Source organism: Microbacterium sp. NPDC091676, from assembly GCF_044756645.1.
GTDB classification, from domain to species: domain Bacteria; phylum Actinomycetota; class Actinomycetes; order Actinomycetales; family Microbacteriaceae; genus Microbacterium; species Microbacterium paraoxydans_D.
The window spans coordinates 2,641,486-2,660,960 of record NZ_JBIVTI010000001.1 but is presented as its reverse complement, the minus strand read 5'-3'; the positions used below and the strand labels follow the sequence as shown (position 1 = coordinate 2,660,960).

Sequence of the window (19,475 nt, the reverse complement as noted above, 5' to 3'; positions counted from 1 at the left end):
GACCACCCCTTTTGCGTGCGCCCCGGCCCGTTGCGGACGGTCGCGGAGGGGTGAGTGGACCAGAAGGGGGTGGGTCGAGGGGAAGGAGGGAAGGAGGAGTCAGTTGCGGCTCAGGGGGCGGGTGGCGCCACGGGTGTCGAGCGCGAGCTCCTCGGCGTCCATCGCGGCCAGCAGCTCCCGCATGACCTCTTCGTCGAGCTCTCCGGCATCCCGCTCCGCGACGAGGATCTCCCGACGCACCTGCAGCCATCCCTTGGTCAGGGCGACGAGGTCGTCGTAGGACGGGCGGGCCACGGAGTCCTCGACCTGCTGCGCGTCGTCGGTGTCCTTCTCCACCCGGGTCATGCGCTTTGTGAACGCGTCGAACATGCCGAGGTCGACCTCGCCGTGCTTCTGCTCCCACTCCCGGCGCTTCTCGGCGAGGTACGCCTTGCCGGCCTCGCGGCTCTTGGCCTTGACCGTCTCCAGCGCCGCGACGTCCTCCTCGTGCTCCTCATCCCCCGCGATCTCGAGCCGCCGGATGAGCACCGGCAGCGTGAGGCCCTGCAGCAGGAGCGTGCCGACGGTGACGATGAAGGCGACGACGACGATGGCGTGCGAGGCCTCGGTGTCGAGCCCGGCCAGGTCCGCGGCGGCGACCGCGATCGCCAGGGTCACCACGCCGCGCATACCCGCCCAGGAGATGACGGCGTTGTCCTTCCAGGTGAGCCGCAGCCCGGCCATGCGCTCGCGCACGATCTGCGTCCGCAGCTCATCCGTGCTCTGGTCACGCCACCGCCGGGATCGCCGGCGACGCTCGTCGAACTCCCCGGACGCGATACCGCGGTCCATGCGTGCGAGCCGACGACGGTCCTGGAAGTTCGACCACGCGCTGATCGGGTAGATGTACAGCGGGCGGACGACGAGCACCACGAGCAGCACGGCGCCGGAGAGCAGGAGGATGTGCCCCACCGACTCGCTGCCGAGGTCGTTGAGCACCCGCGGGAACTGGAGGCCGATGTAGGCGAACACGAAGCTCTCCAGCAGCAGGTCGGCCGACAGCCACAGCGGCGCCTCCTGCTGCCGGGTCGTGTAGTCGGTGCGCGGGGCGTTGAAGCCGACGAACAGCCCCATGGCCACGACGGCGAGGACGCCGGAGCCGAGCAGGTGCTCCGCGATGTTGTACGCGCCGAAGGGGGCGAGCAGACCGAACGTGCCGATCACCACCGGGTCGCCGATGCGCATCCGGAGCTGATGCAGGACGATCCCGAAGACGAGCCCGATCCCCACCCCCACGCCGACGGCCAGGAGGAACTGCCCGATGCCACCCCAGATCGACACCGTCGCCCCGGCGAGGATGGCCGCGAACACCCGGTAGAGCGTGAGGGAGGTCGCGTCGTTGATGAGGCTCTCCCCGGACAGCACGGTCATGATGCGGCGGGGCAGACCGAGACGACGACCGATCGCCGCCGCCGACACCGCGTCCGGCGGGGCGACGATGGCACCCAGCAGCAGCGCGCCGGGCAGCGTGAGCGACGGCAGGATCCACCAGGCCACGAGTCCGACGGCGAACGCGGTGAGCAGCACGAGCCAGATCCCGAGGCGGCGGATCTGCGGCAGGCTGCGTTTGAACCCGACGAACGACACGTCGAGGGCCGCCGAGTACAACAGCGGCGGCAGCACGAGACCGAGCAGGAGGTGCCCGTCGATCTCCAGCTCCGGCATGAACGGCAGGAACGACGCGGCGAGCGCGACGACGGTCACGAGCAGCGGGGCCGGCCATCCGCGCCACCGCGCGACGGCGGCCACGGCGACTGCTCCGACGAGGACGTAGAAGATCCCGGCTTCCATGCGGAAAGCGTAGCGGCGTCGTCCGGCCCTCCCCGTCGCCGGAGGCTGGTCGGGGTGTCAGTCGCGTTCCGGTCCGTCGGCGCCGAGAGCCTGGCGGAGGCCCGCGTTCTCATCCTGCAGGTCGAGGACCCGGGCGATCCCGGCGATGTTGATGCCGTCGCCGCGGAGCGCGGCCGCGCGGCGCAGACGGGTGATGTCGTCGTCACTGTAGCGGCGCGTGCCGCCGTCGCTGCGGGCCGGCGCGAGCAGCCCCTTGCTCTCGAAGAGCCGGATCGTCGCCTCGGGCAGGTCGACGAGCTGGGCGGCCACGGCGATGCCGTAGAGCGGGGTGCGCGAGTCGGGTGCGGTCATCCGGGAGTCCTCGGTTCGGGGTTGCGAAGTTCCTACGTGTGTTCTATAACAAATCTATACCTGAGGTGCAGATAATCTGCACACCACCTCAGCCCTTGCAGGGCCGCACGAAAGGAGAACCTCATGGCACTGACCTTCGATCCCTTCAGCCAGCTCGATCGCTTCGCCGCGAGCGTGCTGGACTCCGTGCGCGCGCCCCGGTCGATGCCGGTGGACCTGTACCGCGACGGGGACCGCTACATCCTGCACGCCGATCTGCCCGGTGCCGACCCCGGCTCCATCGACGTCGACCTCGACGGCGGGCAGCTCACGATCCGCGCACAGCGCACGCCCGACACCCGCGAGGGTGTGCGCTGGCTCGCCCGCGAGCGCGGGGCCGGATCGTTCCTGCGCCAGTTCTCGCTCGGCGACGGTGTGGACCTCGACAACATCAGCGCCTCGTACGAGAGCGGTGTCCTGTCGGTCGTCATCCCCGTCAGCGAGCGGGCGAAGCCGCGCAAGATCACTGTCGAGTCCGGCGAACAGCGCCAGGCGATCGACGCCTGATCACCCGGGGGCGGTGCTGCGGCACCGCCCCCGCCGCTCTCCTCTCTTCCCGCAGAAAGGACGACCCATGGCACTCTCCTCGACCCTCGACCGTTTCCTCGCCGACATGGAATACCCGGCGACCCGCGACGACCTCCTGCGCGAAGCCGCCCGGGACGGACTGCCGGCGGAGGACCGCGCCGCGCTCCGCGACCTGCCGGAGCAGAGCTTCAGTGCCGCCTGGCTCATCCGCTATCGCCTCGCCAGGAACGCTCTCGCCGACGCGCTCACCCCCGCCTCCCGCCTCGCCGCCTAGGGAATGCCGGAGCGGCCGCCGAGGTTGCATCCGGAGATGAACGACGTCGCCCTTTCCGTCCTCGACCTCGTGCCGGTCCGCTCCGGCCAGACCAGCGCCGAGGCCATCGCCGCCTCCCTCGCCCTCGCCGCGACCGCCGACCGGCTCGGCTATCGCCGGTACTGGTTCGCCGAGCACCACAACATGCCCGCGGTCGCCTCGACCACGCCACCGGTCCTCATCGCGGCCGCCGCCCCGCACACCTCGCGGATCCGCCTCGGCTCCGGCGGCGTGATGCTGCCCAACCACGCGCCGCTGATCGTGGCCGAGCAGTTCGCCGCCCTCGAAGCCATCGCGCCCGGCCGCATCGACCTGGGCCTCGGCCGCGCCCCCGGCAGCGACCCCGTGATCACCCAGCTCCTCCGCGGCTCCGGGACGACCAGCGACGTGGAGCAGTTCCCCCGCCACGTGCAGGACATCGCGGCGCTCTTCACCGCCGACGGTGCCACCGTGCGCTTCACCTCCGGCGGGGAGTACACCGTGCGGGCGACCCCCGCCGCGACCGGGGTGCCCGAGGTGTGGCTGCTGGGGTCGAGCGACTACTCCGCGCAGCTCGCCGCCTCCCTCGGCCTGCCGTACGTGTTCGCGAACCACTTCTCCGGACAGGGCCTGGAACGCGCCCTCGACCTCTACCGCACGAACTACCGTCCGAGCGAGGAGCACCCGGAGCCGCGGACCTTCCTCACCGTGAACGCCGTCGCCGCCCCGACGGCGGAGGAGGCCGAGGCCCGCGCCCTCCCGCAGCTGCGGATGATGGCGCGGCTCCGGCTCAACCAGCCGCTCGTCGCGCTCGAGACCGTCGAGCAGGCCCTCGCCGCGGAGCACGACGCCGCGACCGATCAGGTGGTCCAGGCCGCGCGGTCGCGGTGGTTCGTCGGCACCGGGGAGTCCGTCGCCGCCGAGGTGCGCTCCTTCGCGGCGACCTATGGGGTGGACGAGGTCATGCTCTCCCCCGTCGCCGGGGCCTACGACGCGGAGCCGAAGGACTCGGCCGCCGGGCGCGCGCAGACGCTGGAGCTCGTCGCGGGCGCGTGAGTTCCGTCGCGGGCGTCCGAGTTCCGTCGCGGGATCACTAACGCTCCCCCACACGGCCCGGGCGGCACGTTTCTGATCCCGCATCCGGTGGGTCACTTGGTGCGGGATCGATAACGCTCCCCTGCGCGCTTCCCGCGGCACCTTTCTGATCCCGCGCGAGAGCAGGAGCTCCGCCACAATCGCAGGTCGGTCCGCGTTCTCCACAAGAGCCGGTCGGAGGGGCGATCGACCATCAGGACGCTGATGCTGCACGGACAGCATGGACGGATGCGACACCGTGTTCCCCTCCCGCCCGACCTCGGCCCTCACTTCGCCGTCCGTGATGCCGCCGCCATCGGGGTCGGGCGGAAGAGATACTCCAGCCGAGACCTCGCGCGACCGTTCGCCGGAGTGCGATCGACAGCGGAAGCCTCCACTTTCGATGATCGAGTCGCCTCCTACCTGCCGCGTCTTCGCGAGGGTCAGGCATTCGCCGGACGCACGGCTCTCCGACTGTGGGGGCTTCCCACGTCCGTCCGATGGTCGCCCGATGAGCCCCTCGACGTCGCCGTGCATACCGGGACCTCGCCGCCCCGGACGATCGGCGTCCGCGGACGTCGCATAGCTCCGGGGAGGGCAGACACATGGCAGGTCCACGGCGTGCCGACGATCGATCCGGTCAGCGCACTCTTCCTCTGCGCGCGGGAGTTCGTATCCGTGCCGATGGTCGTCGCGCTCGATGCCCTGCTCACCTCGTCCGACGTCTATCCGGGGCTGCGGACGGGCCGGCCCGTCGCCACCACCGAGAGCATCGATCGACAACTGACGCGATGGGGGCGGTTCCCCGGCTGCGGCCGCATACGCGATGCGCTGCCTCTCGCGCGCCCGGGCGTCGAGTCGCCGAAAGAGACCGAGACGCGTCCGCTCCTCCGCAGCTTCGGCGTCCCGGAGCCCGCGATCCAGCACGTCGTCTCCGTGGACGGACGCTTCCTCGCCCGGGTCGACCTCGCCTACCCCGAATGCCGCATCGCCATCGAGTACGAGGGCGATGGCCATCGGACGGACCGTGATCAATGGCGGATCGACATCCGGCGTCAGCGCGACCTCGAGGACCACGGATGGCTCGTGATCCGTGTGACCGAGCTCGATCTGCGCGACGGCGGCGCTGCCCTCGCCGCCCGTGTGCGCCGTGCGCTCACGGTTCGCCAGGGCATCCGGGGTTGAGTCCTGCTCGGGGACGGGCGTTGATCCCGCCCCCACTCCCGGGGAGGGACTGGCCCCGGATGTCACGGAGGCGTAGCCTCGGCGGCAGAGAGAGGGGTTCGACGATGAGCACCAAGACACTCGCACTCTGGGTCGCGTACGGGACGAACGGTGTGGTGGGGAGCATCCGCCACGATGAGAACGGCTATGTGGTGACCATGGCGGGGGCGGATGCGGCGGCCGGAACCTATCCCAGCCTCGCCTCCGCGAAGGGCGCGCTGCACGCCCGTATGCTGCCGGGCAGCGCCTGGCCGCGATTCCAGGAGCACTGACCCGCTCCTCGTCGTGCGGGATCGAAACAGGGCCTCCCGAGCCGGTACGAGGTGCACTTCTGATCCCGCGAGACCTGCTGCGGTCGGGGATCGCGGCGGCGGGGCGCGCGTTATCGATCCCGAACGCGGGAGGCACGCGCGTGCGGGCGGCGTCAGGACTCGGGTTCGCCGGAGAGGATGCCGCGGAGCCAGTCGCGGGCCTCGATGAAGACCTCGTCGGAGTAGCGGTCGGGATACTGCACGATCTGCCGGTCGGCGCGGGGATAGGACCCGAGGAACACCACGCGGGGGCTGAAGCGGCGGATCCCGAGCAGGGCGTCGGCCATCCGCTCGTGCTCGATGTGACCGTCCGCGTCGATCACGAACCGGTACCGGCCGAGTTCGTCGCCGATGGGCCGGGACTCGATGAGCGAGAGGTTGATGCCGCGCGTCGAGAACTGCTCCAGCATCTCGAGGAGCGAACCGGGGTGGTCGTGCGGGAGTTCGACGATCAGCGAGGTCTTGTCGGCACCGGTCGGCGCAGGCGAACGCGTGGTGCGGGTGACGAGGACGAACCGGGTCACGGCCGCCGCGTTGTCGCCGATGCCCTCGGCGAGCACTTCCACGTCGTAGTGCTGCACGATGCCGGGGGCGGCGATCGCGGCCTGGGCGGGCGAGCTGCCGTCGAGGACGCCGATGGCCGACGCGACATTGCTCGCCGCCGGCACATGCGCGTGCGTCGGGAGGTGTTCGCCGAGCCAGCCGTGGCACTGCGCGTAGGCGACGGGGTGCGCGGCGATGACCTCGACCTCGTCCAGGGTGGTGCCGCGCGGGGCGACGAGGACGAAGTTCACGCGCACGAGGTACTCGCCGATGATCCGGAGCCCCGGCAGCGTCGCCAGCGCGTCCTGGGTGGTGGAGACCCCGCCCTCGATCGAGTTCTCGATCGCGATCATGGCGGCGTCGCTGCGTCCTTCGAGCACGTCTGCGAGCGCCTCGCCCACGTTGTGCACCGGTCGCCAGTCCTGCCCCCTGGCCTCGGCCACCTGGTCGAGCGCCGCCTCCGTGAAGGTTCCGGCTGGTCCGAGATAGCTGTAGGTGCGGCGTGCGGTCACGGCGTTCAGCCTATCCCTCGGTGACTCATGGGGTTCCCGCGTGTCAAGGCGGATGCGCGTATCGGCTGCACGGGGCAGACTGAGAGCATGAGCAGCCGTGCCGGCCTCCCCGCGGAGGAAAGTGACCTGATCGACGTCGACGAGCTGATCGCCGCCTACTACGACCGCGTGCCGAATCCGGATGTCGCGAGCGAGCGGGTCGTGTTCGGCACCAGCGGACACCGCGGCTCGTCGCTCACGAAGAGCTTCAACGAGAACCACATCCTCGCCACGACGCAGGCCATCGTCGACTACCGCGCGGCACAGGGCATCACCGGTCCGCTGTTCCTGGGACGCGACACCCACGCGCTGTCCCTCCCGGCGGAGCGCAGCGCCATCGAGGTCCTGCTCGCGAACGGGGTGGACGTGCGCGTCGACGCCCGGGACTCCTGGGTGCCGACCCCCGCGCTGAGCCACGCGATCCTCACGTACAACCGCGACCGCGCCGCCGACGACCCGGGCCGCGCGGACGGCATCGTCGTGACCCCCTCGCACAACCCGCCCCGCGACGGCGGCTTCAAGTACAACCCGCCCCACGGCGGTCCCGCCGACACCGATGCGACCGGCTGGATCGCCGACCGCGCCAACCAGCTCATCGCCGACGGCCTGACCGCCGTGCGGCGCGAGCGCTTCGCCGACGTGGACTGGGACGCGATCACCGGGTACGACTTCCGCGACGCCTATGTGCGCGACCTCCCGTCGATCATCGACATCGAGGCGATCCGCCGCGCCGGCGTGCGTATCGGCGCGGACCCGCTGGGTGGCGCCTCGGTGGAGTACTGGTCGCTGATCGCCGAGATGCACGACCTCGATCTCACGGTCGTCAACCCCGAGGTCGACCCCACCTGGCGCTTCATGACCCTGGACTGGGACGAGAAGATCCGGATGGATCCGTCGTCCCCGTCGGCCATGGCATCGCTCGTGGCGAAGAAGGGCGACTACGACATCCTCACCGGGAACGACGCCGACGCGGACCGGCACGGCATCGTCACCCCCGACGCCGGGCTCATGAACCCGAACCACTTCCTCGCCGTCGCCATCGACTACCTCTTCTCGCACCGGGAGCACTGGCCGCGTGAGGCCGCGGTCGGCAAGACGCTGGTGTCGTCGATGATCATCGACCGCGTGGCCGAGTCGCTCGGGCGGCGTCTGCTCGAGGTTCCGGTCGGCTTCAAGTGGTTCGTGCCCGGGCTGCTCGACGGCTCCGTGGCGTTCGGTGGCGAGGAGTCGGCGGGGGCCTCGTTCCTCCGACACGACGGCTCCGTGTGGTCCACCGACAAGGACGGCATCCTCCTCTGCCTGCTCGCGGCCGAGATCCTCGCGGTGACCGGCAAGACCCCGTCGCAGCGTTACGCGGAACTGGAGGACGCCTTCGGCTCGTCCGCCTACCAGCGCGTCGATGCCCCGGCGACCCCCGAGCAGAAGGCGACGCTCGGCAAGCTCGCCCCGGAGTCGGTGACCGCGACCACCCTCGCCGGCGAGGACATCATCGCGAAGCTGTCGCACGCCCCCGGCAACGGTGCGGCGATCGGTGGCCTCAAGGTGCAGACTCCGCACGCCTGGTTCGCCGCGCGGCCGTCCGGAACCGAAGACGTCTACAAGCTCTACGCCGAGAGCCTGCGGGGCCCGGAGCATCTCGCCGAGGTGCAGGCCGAGGCCCGCGCCGTGGTGTCCGCCGCCCTCGGCGACTGACCCTCCCTCCCGCGGCGCCGTCTCCCGGGCGTGCTGCGGGATCGAAACCGCTCCCCTCGGCCGCCGCCGGGGGGAGTTTTCGATCCCGCCCGGGGGCCCTCGATGCGGGGCCTGATCACAATCCGACAGTTCTCCGGTGCACCAACGGGTGCGGGATCAAGAACGACCCTCGTCAGGGTTTCGCGGGAGCATTCCTCATCCCACGCGCCGGGCTGTCTCGTTCCGCGCACGTTCGGGCGATGACGCCACTCCCGTCGTGGCCGGATCGGACCGTCCGCCCCGATCCGTCCGCCAGTCCTCGCGCGGGATCGAAAACGGGCTCACCGGTGAACCCGGAGGGACCTTTTCGATTCCGTCCCGCCGACCGCCCCTGGCGCGGGATCGAAAACGGGCCCGAGGGACGCTGGGGAGGGGCGGTTTTGATCCCGCGCGCGGGCGGGGGGTGGGGGCGTGGTCAGTCGGCGTCGGTGGAGGAGCCGAGGAGCTCGCGGACGCGGCTGGAGACGCGGTGGAACTCCTCCGTCTCCAGAACATCGGCGTAGCCGCGGCGAGCCGGGAGGTCGACGCGGTGCTCCTCCAGGATCCGTCCGGGGCGCGGCCCCATCACGATGACGCGACTGGCGAGGTAGACCGCCTCCGCGACCGAGTGGGTCACGAGCAGCACGGTCGTGCCGGTGGCGCTCCAGATCCGGTTGAGCTCGACGTTCATGCGCTCGCGCGTGAGGGCGTCGAGGGCACCGAACGGCTCGTCCATGAGCAGCACCCGCGGCTCGTGCAGCAGCGCGCGGCACAGCGACACCCGCTGCTGCATGCCTCCGGATAGCTCGTGCGGCAGCGACTTCTCGAAGCCGGTGAGCCCGGTCATCTCGATGAGCTCATCGGCACGGGCCTGGGCCTTGCGCATGTCCATCCCGCGCATCTCGGCCTGCAGGAGGATGTTGCCGCGGACGCTGCGCCATTCCAGGAGCGCCGCCCGCTGGAACACGTAGCCGATATCCTGCCGCGGACCGCGGACCTCGTCGCCGCGCAGGCGGATGCTGCCGCGGCTCGGAGCGGTGAGTCCGGCGACGGCCTTCAGGAGCGTCGACTTGCCGCATCCCGAAGGTCCGGCGATGGAGAGGAACTCCCCCTCCTCGACGCGCAGGTCGACGCCCTCGAGAGCCGTGACCTGGCGCCGCTTGGAGGCGAAGGTGATCGCGAGATCCGAGACCTCGAGCGCCGGAGCGGTGCTCGTGGCCGCGGGTCCGCGTTCCTGCTGAACGTGAGTGTCCATGACGATCGGTCTCACTTCCCGGGGGTGAAGGCGTCGTCGAAGTAGGTCTCCACATCGCCGTCGCCCGAGATGAGCCCGGCCTCGGACAGCACCTCCAACGTGGACTCCCAGTCCTCGGTGGCGTTCGCGCCGGGAGCCTGGCCCTCGGTGGCGTCGGTGTGGAGCAGCTCGATGGTCTCCTCCCACTGGTGCAGCAGGACTTCCTGCGACGGCATCTGCGGGTCCTTGCCCTCCATCGCAGCCACCGCCGCCTCGGGGTCCTCCTGCGCGGCCTCGAAGGCCTCGGAGGTCGCGGCGACCAGCGCCTCGACGAGCTCCGGGTCGTTCTCGATGGTGTCGGTCGGGGCGATGAGGCCGTTGCTGAAGAAGTTCAGGCCGGCGTCGGAGTAACGCAGGTACTCGACGTCCTTGCCGCTCTTGTCGGCGATCGTCGGACCCTGGTCGTGCGCGAAGCCGATGAGGCCGTCGACCTTGCCGGAGAGCATGGCGGCGATCTTCCCCGCGGCGTCCAGGTTCTGCTGCGTCACATCGCCCTCCTCCAGGCCCACGGCCTCGAGGTACATCGGGAAGGTGGTGGTCGGGGCGTCACCCGCGGAGACCGCGATGGTCTTGCCCTTGAGGTCTTCGGGGCTGGAGATGCCGGAGTCGGCGAAGACCTGCACGGCCGACGGCGTGGTCTGCAGGAAGACGCCGACGCTCTTGATGCCGACGCCCTTGTCGATGTTCGCGAGGACGGCCGGGGTGTCCGCCCAGCCGAAGTCGACCTGCCCCTGCCCGACGGCCTGCGCGGTCTTCGTCGAGCCCTGGCCGGCCTTGATCGTGAGGTCGATGCCGTGCTCCTCGAAGATGCCCTGGTCGACGCCGTAGTAGAAGGCCGCGTGCTCGCCGTACGGGTACCAGTTGAGCATGAGGGTGACCGGCGTGAGCTCGCCGCCGTCACCGTCGCCGGAGCTCGCCGGGGCCGTCGATCCTCCGCAGCCGGAGAGGGCGAGCACCGCGGCGGACGCGAGGGCGATCGAGCTGAGGATGGTGCCTGACTTCTTCATCAGTGCCTTCTTTCGTGGGGGCGAGGGGGGTCAGAGTCGGACGGTGGCCGCGGCGACGTCGCGCTTGGAGGCGTGCCACGGGATGAGGAAGCGCTCGGCGATCTGGATGATGCCGAAGAGGATGACGCCGAGCAGCGACATGATGATGAGCGCGGCGAAGAGCATGGCCGTGTCGAGGTTGCCGTTGGCCTGGAGGATCACGTAGCCGAGGCCCTCGTTCGCGCCGACGAACTCGCCGACGACGGCACCGGTGACCGCGAGCGTCGCGGCGACCTTGAGGCCGGAGAGGAGCTCGGGCAGTGCCGCGGGCAGCCGCACCTTGAGGAAGGTCTTGAAGCGGCTCGCCCCCATGGTCGACGCGAGCTGGAGGATCTCCGGGTCGACGGTGCGCAGACCTGCGAGGCCCGAGATGACGACGGGGAAGAACGCCATGAGCACGGCCACGAGGATCTTCGGCTCCGCCCCGAATCCGAGCCACACGACGAACAGCGGGGCGATGGCGATCTTCGGGATGACCTGCGCGAAGAGGATGACGGGATAGAGCGTCTGCTCCAGACCCCGCGAGTAGACCATGAGCACGGCGACGAGGACGCCGACGACGACCGCGATGACGAATCCGATCACGGTCTCGTAGGTGGTGACCCAGGTGTTCTGCGCGAGGTAGGCGGCGTTGTCGGTGAACGCTGCCCAGGTGTCGGCCGGCGACGGGATGATGAACGCCGGCACCCAGCCGAGGCTCGTGGAGACCCACCAGAGCGCGAGCACCGCGAGCACGAAGACGAGCGGGTGCCAGTGGCGGCTCCACCAGCGGACGATGCCCGGAGGCTCGGGGCGATCGGCGGCGATCGCCAGGGTCATGGTCGCGGAGGGGGCAGACGACATGGGGTCCTCGACATCTTCGTGAAGGATTCGGGAAAGCGCATTCCCGTTCGGTGTTGCGAGTCTATGCCGACGCTTCTGCCGTGTCAACGCATGGCCGTGTCCGCGCCGACGTCGTCCCCGCGGGCGGGGCGTCCTGGCCGGTCACCGCGTCCGGGCGAGAGCCGCGCCCGCGACCCGCAGCCAGCGTGCGGGGTCGGTCAGGGCGGCGGTCGTCGACCCCGCCAACGCGGTCAACGACACCGCCTCCGCGAAGAGGCTCGTGTCCGCGTCGTCCGCGATCCGACCCGCGGCGAGCAGAGGACGCGCCCCTGCCTCGGCGGCGAGCGCGGCGAGGAACGACGGCACCTTCCCGTCGCCCGACTGTCCGTCGTAGGAGCCCTCGCCGGTGATCACGACCTCGGCGCCCCGGACGGCCCCGGCCAGATCGATGAGGGCCGCCACCTCGGCCGCCCCCGGAGCGAGGGCCCCGCCCCAGCGCACGAGCGCGGCCCCCGTCCCTCCGGCGGCACCCGTGCCGGGAAGCGCCGGATCGACGGGAAGGAGGGCGGCGAGGTGCGCGAGTGCGTCGTCGACACGGGCGATGTCCTCCGGCGCCGTGAGGCCCTTCTGCGGACCGAACACCGCCGCCGCACCGCGGGGGCCGACGAGCGGATTCGTGACATCGGTCAGCACGCGGACGTCGGGTGCCGTGCGCAGCGCCCCGAGCTCTGCCGTGACGATGTCCGCCAGACCACGCGCGCCTCGCGCCACCGGTTCGCCGTCCGCGTCGAGGAAGCGTGCCCCGAGGGCAGTGAGCAGGCCGGTGCCGCCGTCGGTGGAAGCGCTGGAGCCGATGCCGACGATCAGGCGGGAGACCCCGTGATCGAGGGCCGCGGCGATCGCCTGCCCGAAGCCGGTCGTGTCGGCCTCCCAGGGGCGCAGACCGTCGAGGAGCTCGATGCCCGACGTCGAGGCGATGTCGACGACGCCCGTGCCACCGGGGGCGTCGGTCGTGCTCGGCAGGAGCAGCCAGGACGTCTCGACGGGAGCGCCCGCCGGACCGTCCACCGTGACCGGCAGGCGCTGTGCATCCGGTACGGCCGTCGCGAACGCCGCGACGGTCCCCTCCCCGCCGTCGGCCATCGGACGGAGGACGATGTCCGCGGCCGGCTCGACCTCCCGCCAGCCGTCGGCGAGTGCCGCGGCGGCCTCGGCCGCCGTGATCGTGCCCTTGAAGCTGTCCGGAGCGATGACGACGCGGGTCATGCCCGGAGCCCCGGGGTGCTCGCGCGAACGACCACCTCGAGGGGGAGCGTCGGCTGCTGCCAGTCCTCGTCGACGATCGCGCGGAAGGCCTGGTACCCGGCATCGCTCAGCGGCACGCAGACCGTGGTGAGGGCCGGTGTCACATCGCGGCTCGAGGGCACGTCGTCGAAGCCGCAGACCGCGATGTCCGCGCCGACCTCCCGGCCGGCCGCGCGGATGGCCGCCATCGCGCCGATCGCCACGACGTCGCTGATGCCGAACACGACGGTGCCCTCGGGAACGCCGGTGGCGAGGGCTTCGGCCATCGCCGCCGCCCCGGATTCGCGGCGGAAGTCTCCGCGGACGGTCTGCGCGACCTCCCCGCCGCCCTCGGCGAAGCCGGCGCGGAAGCCCGCCAGCCGGTCGTCCGAGGTCCGCACGCCCTCTGCCGCCCCGACGAGCACGGCGGAGCGATAGCCGAGTGCCGCCATGCGACGGCCGAGCGCGGCGGCCCCGGCCCGGTTGTCGATCTCCACCCGGCGATCCCCGCCGCCGTCCGCACCGAAGGCGACCACACGGCCCCCGAGGCGGGTGAACTCGGCGAGCTCGCGAGCGGTCTCGGCCTGCCCCTCCTCCTGCGTCCGCGAGGCGGCGAGGATGAGGCCCTGCGGTCGCTGTCCGCGCAGCGCGCGGACGATCCGCGCCTCCCGTGCCGGATCGCGCTCGGTGATGGCCACGGTCACGACGAGGCCCTGCTCGTCGGCTCCGCGGGCGACGCCCGAGGCGATGAGGCCGAAGTAGGGGTCGGCGATGTCGGCGACGAGGAGCGCGATCACCGGCGAGCGTCCGCGGGCGGTCGCCTGCGCGGAGACGTTGGCCGTGTAGCCGAGGGCCTCGGCGGCGGCCTCCACCCGTTCCCGGAAGGGAGCGGCGACCTTGCGTTCGGAACCGTTGAGCACGCGGGACGCGGTCGCCAGCGATACACCGGCCTCGAGGGCGACGTCGTGCAACGTGGGCGCCGGTCCCCGCGCGTGACGGGGGCGGCGCGCGGCCGGCGGCTCTGCCGGAGTGGCGGACGGGGTCATGCTCCGAGCCTACCGACGGCGCCGGAACCGCTTCGAGGGCCGCTCACGGCTGCCGCCCCAGAAACCCGAGGAGGGCGGCGACTTCGCCGGCGAGCAGCTCAGGGGCGTCGCCGGGCACGAACTCCAGCAGCGCATCGCGCGGCGGGTTCGCGGAGGCGGCGGCTTCGGCGAAGAACCGGGTCCAGAGCGCGGACCTCGCGCGGAGGGTGTGACGCTCGGTGCGCGGCCACCAGGAGAAGACATGAGCGGCGGAGACCTGCGGGCCGAGCCGACGGAACTCCTCGAGCGCCACGGGGACGGTGGCGCCGACCGTGGGCTGCCAGTACGTCGACAGCATCGGGTGGTCGACCTCCTGCAGCAGCTCGAGCGTCGCCGGGGCGGTATCGGCGAGCGTGCCGCCGTGGAACTCCAGGGCGAGCCCGATGCCCCGGGCGGCCGCCTCGACCGCCGCCGCGCGGAGCCGGGTCGCGACGCGGGCACGCTCCTGGTCCGACGCCTCCGCGGAGCCCTGACCACCCGCCCACACCCGTACCCGGTCGGCACCGAGCGCCGCGGCGCTGTCGAGGACCGCGGTCAGCGACTCCTCCGGACCGGCGCGGAAGTACGACCCGTAGGACGCGACGGCGAGCCCGGCATCCGTCGTCATCCGCGCGACCTCCGCCGCGCGGCCGACGTCTCCCGGCGGCACATGCACGTCGCCGCCCCACTCGATCCCGTCGAGACCCGCGGCGGCCGCGAGCGCGACGATCCTCTCCGGCGGCAGCGCCCGGAACGTCACCGAGCACAGCCCCGCACGGATCCCCGTCATCCCGTCATCCTCTCAGTCCTCCCGATTCCCCCGACCCCTTCCGGCCCGTTCCGTCCCCCGTCGTCGAGCATCCGGAACCGAGCCGGGACCACGGAGGACCGGGGAGCCGGGACTCACAGGTGGGGGGCGACCGCCGTCGCGAAGGCCTCGGCCGTGCGGCGGACCACGCGGGCCGGGTCGTCGGCCCAGACATCGGCATGGAAGATCTCCACCTCGATGTCACGGTCATAACCGGTGTCCTGCACGGCCCGGGTCAGGGTGCCGAAGTCGATCACCCCGTCCCCGGGATAGTGCCGGGAGAGGAGGGGGTCCGCGGCGAGAGGGGTCTTCCAGTCGCACACCTGATACGTGGCGATGCGGCCCTCGCGTCCGGCCCTGGCGATCTGGTCGAGCACCTCCGGGTCCCACCAGATGTGGAACGTGTCGACGGCGGCACCGACCACGGCAGGGTCGAAGTCCGCGGCGATGTCGAGCGCTTGACCGAGGGTCGAGACCACGGCACGGTCCGAGGCGTACATCGGATGCAGCGGCTCGATCGCGAGGGTCACCCCGGCGGCCCGGGCGTCCTCCGCCAGGGTGCCGATGGCGTCGCGGACGCGCTCCCGTGCGCCGACGAGGTCGCGGGAACCCTCCGGCAGACCGCCCGCGACGAGGACGAGCACCGCGGTCGAGCCCTCCGCACCGGCCGCCGCGAGGGTAGCCGCCTCCTCGATCGCCCGGCGGTTGTCGTCGAGCGCGGCTTCGCGCTCCGGACCGGCCGGAAGCGTGAAGAAGCCCCCGCGGCAGTGCGTCGTGAAGCGCAGGCCGGAGTCGGTCAGCATGCGGGCGGCGACATCGAGTCCCACCGCCTGCACGGGCTCCCGCCACAGGCCGATGGCCTCGACCCCCGCCGCCGCCGTGACGCGCAGGGCCGTCGCGAGATCCGCGTGCTTCACGGTGGCCTGGTTGATCGAGAGCCGCGGGTGCGGCACGGTCCCGACGCCGGCCGCCCGGGACTCGCGCTCCGCCGCCAGGCTCCGGGGGGCGGTCATGCGTCCACCCCGTTCAGCCGGAGCAGGCCGTGCCATCGCTCCCGCGCGAGCTCCGGCCGCTCCAGGGCGAGCGCCCCGTTGGCCAGCTCGACGATGCGGCTGAGGTGCGGCAGGCTCCGCGCGGAGTGCAGGCCCCCGACCATCTGGAACGCGGGCTGATGACCGTTGAGCCAGGACAGGAAGGCGACCCCGGTCTTGTAGTAGAAGGTCGGCGCCGCGAACACCTGTCGACTCAGCTCCTCGGTCGGTCCGAGGAGGGCGAGGTACCGCTCGGGGTCGTCTGCATCGAGCGCCTGGATCGCGGCGGAGGCCACCGGGGCGAGAGCGGCGAACGCGCCGAGCAGCGCATCCGAGTGCCCGCGCGACGCGGACCCCTCGGGCGCGGCCGCATCGGTCAGGCTGTCCCCGCCGATGAGGCCCACGTAGTGGAAGTCGTCGCCGGTGAACATGCGCACGCCCTCCGGCAGCCGCTCGCGCACCCACACCTCGGACTCCGCGTCGAGCAGGCTCATCTTCACCCCGGCGACCGCGGCGCGGTTCTCGCCGATGATGTCGAGCAGCACCTCGGCGGCCTCCTGCCACCCGGCACCGCCGCTCCCGGCGGACGACGAGGGCGCGAAGTATCCCGCCAGCTCGGGATCGAACGCGGTGCCGAGCCAGTGCAGCACGACCGGTGTCGATGCGCGGGAGAGCACCTCGCGGTACACGCGGCGGTAGTCGTCCGCGCTCTCCGCGACCCTGGCCAGGTGCCGCGAGGCCATGAGCACCGGCCCCGCCCCCTGCTCCTCGGCGAAGTGCAGCTGCTCGAGGTAGGCGGCGATCACCTGATCGAGCGAGATGCGCGCGTCGTCGACGTGATCGGTGTTGACCCCGACGACGACCGCGCCGCCCTCCTCGCGGGCGACCTCGGCGCTGCGGGCGATGAGCTCGCGCACCGCCGTCGCATCCAGACCCATGTTGCGCTGCGCGGTGTCCATCGCGTCGGCCACGCCGAGTCCCCATGAGTACACGTTGCGGCGGAACGCGAGGGTCGCGTCCCAGTCGATGTCGGCCGGCTGCCCCGGGGTGTTGTCCGCGTGGACCTTCGGGACGACGTGCGCGGCGGCGTAGGCCACCCGACTGCGGAGCGGACCCTCGGGACGCGTGACGGCGCCGGCCTCCCGGAGCTCCGCCTCGGCGGTGCGGCCGTCGGCGGCGAGCAGGCGGAGGGTGGTCATGCGTGGTCCAGGGTCAGCGGCTCGAGCACGATCTTGCGCCCCTCGGCGCTGGACGCGAGTCCGGCCTCGGCGAACTGGACCCCGCGCGCGCCGGCGAGCAGGTCGAACGGGTAGTCCGTTCCGAGGGCGAACGAGGTGAGGTACTCCTCCCACTGCTGCCGGAACCCGTTCCGGAACACGTCGTTCGTCGGCACCTGCTGCCAGTCGGCGTCGTAGTCGTGGCTGTCCTCCAGGTCGGGGTTCCACACGGGCTTGGGCGTGGCGTTGCGGGGCTGGATCTTCGCGCCGAACAGTCCGACGACGGCGGAGCCGTGCGTGCCGTCGACCTGGAACTCCACGAGCTCGTCGCGGTTCACCCGCACGGTCCACGAGGAGTTGATCTCGGCGATCGCCCCGCCGTCGAGCTCGAAGATGCCGTAGGCGGCGTCCTCGGCCGTGGCCGTGTAGTGCTCGCCCTTCTCGTCCCAGCGGTCGGCGATGTGCACCGCGGCCTGCGCGTAGACGCTCTTGACCTCGCCGAAGAGGTTCTCCAGCACGTAGTTCCAGTGCGGGAACATGTCGGTGATGATGCCGCCGCCGTCCTCGGTGCGGTAGTTCCAGCTCGGACGCTGCGCGGGCTGCCAGTCGCCCTCGAACACCCAGTAGCCGAACTCGCCGCGGACGGACAGGATACGGCCGAAGAAGCCGGAGTCGATGAGGCGCTTGAGCTTCTGCAGCCCCGGGAGGTAGAGCTTGTCGTGGACGACGCCGGTCTTCACGCCCGCGTCGCGCGCCAGCCGCGCGAGCTCCAGGGCCTCGTCCAGCGACTCGGCGGTGGGCTTCTCGGTGTAGATCGCCTTGCCGGCGGCGATGGCCTTGCGGATCGCGGACGCCCGGGCCTTCGTGACGAGGAAGTCGGCGTAGATCTCCCACCGCGGATCGGCGAGGGCGGCGTCGAGGTCGGTCGTCCAGTCCTCGATGCCGTGCTTCGCCGCCAGCTCCGCGAGCTTGGCCTCGCTGCGTCCGACGAGGATCGGCCGCACGGTCACCCGGGTGCCGTCGGGGAGCTCGATCCCGCCCTCGTCGCGGATCGCGAGGATCGACCGCACCAGGTGCTGCCGGTATCCCATGCGCCCGGAGACGCCGTTCATGATGATCCCGATCTCGCGGGTGGGGGCCTGTGCCATCTCGGTCCGTTCCTCTCGGTGGAAGCTGTCGGCGCTGACAGGAGAATCTTGGTAAGCGCTTTCCGAGATCATGGCATGAGACGCACGACCTCGCAACCGCCCCTACCGCGGAGGGGCTGTGCTGGCTCGCACCTGCAGCGCCGGAGCCACCTCCACGCGCTCCGCCGGCCGGACCGCGCCCTCGCGCAGTCGCTCCCGGAGGAGTTCCACCGCGCGGCGTCCGACGTGCTGCTTCGGCGGCCGCAACGCGGTGAGCGGCGGAGCGCCGTGCTCCGCGACCTCGTCGTCGTAGGCCACGAGCGAGAGGTCGTCGGGGAGCCGCCACCCGTCGTCCTGCAGGTACTGCTGGAGCAGGAGCGCCTGCGGGTCGGAGTGCACGAGCAGGGCGGTCGTGCGGGTCTCGCGGATCTCGGCGAGCACCGCGGAGACGAGCTCCGCCTGCGCGGACCCCTCGACCCTGTCCAGCGCCGCGTCGCGGTCCACCGTCACCGTGAGCCCGAGCTCGGCGACCGCCCGCGACCAGCCCTGCCGCAGCCCGGCGGAGGTCGGCGACTGCGGAGAGGTGAGGATCCCGACCCGCCGGTGTCCGAGTGCGGCGAGGTGTCCGACGGCGAGCGCGCCCCCGAACGCATGGTCGGTCGCCACGGACTGCATCCGGGTGAGGGCGAGAGCCGGCGGGGTCCGGCGCTCCACGAGCACGACCGGCACCGGGAGCGTGTCCAGCCAGGAGAGCAGCGCGTGCCCGTCGGCGCCCTGCGTCTCGGGGGCCACGATGAGCCCGTGCACCGTCCCGGATTCCAGGAGCGCCGCGATCTGGCGGCGCTGATCTTCAGCGGCGTAGCTGGCCCCGCGGAGCACGAGCTGCACCCCCGCCTCGACCCCGGCGCTCCGGGCGCCGACGACCACCTGCGGCCAGTAGTAGCTCAGCGACGGCACCACCATCCCGATGCGGAACTGCGGTCCGGGGAGGGCGGCCCGCGCGACGGTCGTGTCCAGCGCGCTCCGCAGCACCGCTCCCCCGTGCACCCGGGTCAGCAGCCCGCGGTCCGCCAGCGTCGTGATGTCGCGGCGGATGGTGAGCTCCGCCACCCCGAAGTCGCGGGCGAGATCGGCGACGCGCACCGCCCCCGTCTGGCGCAGCTCGTCCAGGATCCGCTCCCGGCGGGAGAGGCCGAAACGCGGGGTGGGACGCTCCTCGGTCATGACGACCTCCGCGGTGCGTGCTCGCCGAGGGTGCCGCGGGGGATCATCCGGTTCTCGCCTTCGTTGTTCGAGTCTGTTCGATGCAGACGGTTTCGGTTCGATCAC

19 protein-coding genes are annotated in these 19,475 nt (G+C 71.8%); 6 read left to right on the top strand and 13 right to left on the bottom strand.

Annotated features, from left to right (window positions below):
* Window positions 1-99: 99 nt before the first annotated feature.
* Window positions 100-1,830, bottom strand: coding sequence for a cation:proton antiporter (locus ACIQID_RS12920; protein ID WP_400285527.1), 1,731 nt, complete (start codon window positions 1,828-1,830; stop codon window positions 100-102).
* A 57-nt stretch (window positions 1,831-1,887) separates the two neighbouring features.
* On the bottom strand, window positions 1,888-2,181 hold the full coding sequence (locus tag ACIQID_RS12915; protein WP_400285524.1) for a MerR family transcriptional regulator: 294 nt from the start codon (window positions 2,179-2,181) through the stop codon (window positions 1,888-1,890).
* Window positions 2,182-2,304: 123 nt separating this feature from the next.
* Here ACIQID_RS12915 and ACIQID_RS12910 point away from each other — a divergent pair, with 123 nt between their 5' ends.
* From ACIQID_RS12910 to ACIQID_RS12890, 5 genes are all read left to right on the top strand, one after another.
* Entirely contained in the window at window positions 2,305-2,727 is a 423-nt protein-coding gene (locus ACIQID_RS12910) for an Hsp20/alpha crystallin family protein (protein ID WP_400285521.1), read from the top strand.
* Window positions 2,728-2,794: 67 nt separating this feature from the next.
* Window positions 2,795-3,022: a DUF2795 domain-containing protein gene (locus ACIQID_RS12905; protein ID WP_136051443.1), complete on the top strand. Its 228-nt coding sequence runs from the start codon at window positions 2,795-2,797 to the stop codon at window positions 3,020-3,022.
* A gap of 36 nt (window positions 3,023-3,058) precedes the next feature.
* Window positions 3,059-4,096 (top strand): LLM class flavin-dependent oxidoreductase, encoded by a 1,038-nt coding sequence (locus ACIQID_RS12900; RefSeq protein ID WP_400285518.1) that lies wholly within the window; start codon window positions 3,059-3,061, stop codon window positions 4,094-4,096.
* Between the two features lie 639 nt (window positions 4,097-4,735).
* Window positions 4,736-5,299 carry a hypothetical protein gene (locus ACIQID_RS12895; RefSeq protein ID WP_400285515.1) on the top strand — a complete coding sequence of 188 codons (564 nt, stop codon included), beginning with the start codon at window positions 4,736-4,738 and terminating at the stop codon, window positions 5,297-5,299.
* 104 nt (window positions 5,300-5,403) lie between these two features.
* Window positions 5,404-5,610, top strand: a complete 207-nt coding sequence (locus tag ACIQID_RS12890) for a hypothetical protein (protein ID WP_025105466.1) — start codon at window positions 5,404-5,406, stop codon at window positions 5,608-5,610.
* Window positions 5,611-5,762: 152 nt separating this feature from the next.
* Here ACIQID_RS12890 and pheA read toward each other — a convergent pair whose 3' ends face one another.
* Entirely contained in the window at window positions 5,763-6,713 is a 951-nt protein-coding gene (gene pheA / locus ACIQID_RS12885) for a prephenate dehydratase (protein ID WP_400285761.1), read from the bottom strand.
* A 78-nt stretch (window positions 6,714-6,791) separates the two neighbouring features.
* On the opposite strand from pheA, the gene pgm reads away from it, so the two are divergent.
* A complete protein-coding gene (gene pgm, locus ACIQID_RS12880) occupies window positions 6,792-8,435 on the top strand; it encodes a phosphoglucomutase (alpha-D-glucose-1,6-bisphosphate-dependent) (protein ID WP_292791373.1) in 1,644 nt (547 codons plus the stop codon).
* A 454-nt stretch (window positions 8,436-8,889) separates the two neighbouring features.
* Here the strand turns inward: pgm and ACIQID_RS12875 are convergent, their stop codons facing one another.
* From ACIQID_RS12875 to ACIQID_RS12830, 10 genes are all read right to left on the bottom strand, one after another.
* Window positions 8,890-9,708 (bottom strand): ABC transporter ATP-binding protein, encoded by an 819-nt coding sequence (locus ACIQID_RS12875; protein ID WP_060922883.1) that lies wholly within the window; start codon window positions 9,706-9,708, stop codon window positions 8,890-8,892.
* 11 nt (window positions 9,709-9,719) lie between these two features.
* The gene (locus ACIQID_RS12870; protein ID WP_025105462.1) at window positions 9,720-10,754 is read right to left on the bottom strand and encodes an ABC transporter substrate-binding protein; all 1,035 of its coding nucleotides are present in this window, start codon (window positions 10,752-10,754) and stop codon (window positions 9,720-9,722) included.
* Between the two features lie 30 nt (window positions 10,755-10,784).
* A complete protein-coding gene (locus tag ACIQID_RS12865) occupies window positions 10,785-11,636 on the bottom strand; it encodes an ABC transporter permease (RefSeq protein ID WP_085605959.1) in 852 nt (283 codons plus the stop codon).
* A gap of 141 nt (window positions 11,637-11,777) precedes the next feature.
* Entirely contained in the window at window positions 11,778-12,881 is a 1,104-nt protein-coding gene (locus ACIQID_RS12860; protein WP_400285508.1) for a glycerate kinase, read from the bottom strand.
* Window positions 12,878-13,945: a LacI family DNA-binding transcriptional regulator gene (locus ACIQID_RS12855; RefSeq protein ID WP_400285505.1), complete on the bottom strand. Its 1,068-nt coding sequence runs from the start codon at window positions 13,943-13,945 to the stop codon at window positions 12,878-12,880. The genes ACIQID_RS12860 and ACIQID_RS12855 overlap by 4 nt, the downstream gene beginning before the upstream one ends.
* A 43-nt stretch (window positions 13,946-13,988) precedes the next feature.
* Window positions 13,989-14,753, bottom strand: coding sequence for a sugar phosphate isomerase/epimerase (locus tag ACIQID_RS12850; protein WP_331201253.1), 765 nt, complete (start codon window positions 14,751-14,753; stop codon window positions 13,989-13,991).
* Between the two features lie 113 nt (window positions 14,754-14,866).
* Entirely contained in the window at window positions 14,867-15,784 is a 918-nt protein-coding gene (locus ACIQID_RS12845) for a sugar phosphate isomerase/epimerase family protein (RefSeq protein WP_400285501.1), read from the bottom strand.
* Window positions 15,781-17,001, bottom strand: a complete 1,221-nt coding sequence (locus tag ACIQID_RS12840) for a DUF993 family protein (RefSeq protein ID WP_400285498.1) — start codon at window positions 16,999-17,001, stop codon at window positions 15,781-15,783. The genes ACIQID_RS12845 and ACIQID_RS12840 overlap by 4 nt, the downstream gene beginning before the upstream one ends.
* Complete coding sequence (locus tag ACIQID_RS12835) at window positions 16,998-18,167, bottom strand: Gfo/Idh/MocA family protein (protein ID WP_400285495.1); 1,170 nt, start codon at window positions 18,165-18,167, stop codon at window positions 16,998-17,000. The genes ACIQID_RS12840 and ACIQID_RS12835 overlap by 4 nt, the downstream gene beginning before the upstream one ends.
* Window positions 18,168-18,269: 102 nt before the next feature.
* Window positions 18,270-19,370 carry a substrate-binding domain-containing protein gene (locus tag ACIQID_RS12830; protein ID WP_400285492.1) on the bottom strand — a complete coding sequence of 367 codons (1,101 nt, stop codon included), beginning with the start codon at window positions 19,368-19,370 and terminating at the stop codon, window positions 18,270-18,272.
* Window positions 19,371-19,475 lie beyond the last annotated feature (105 nt).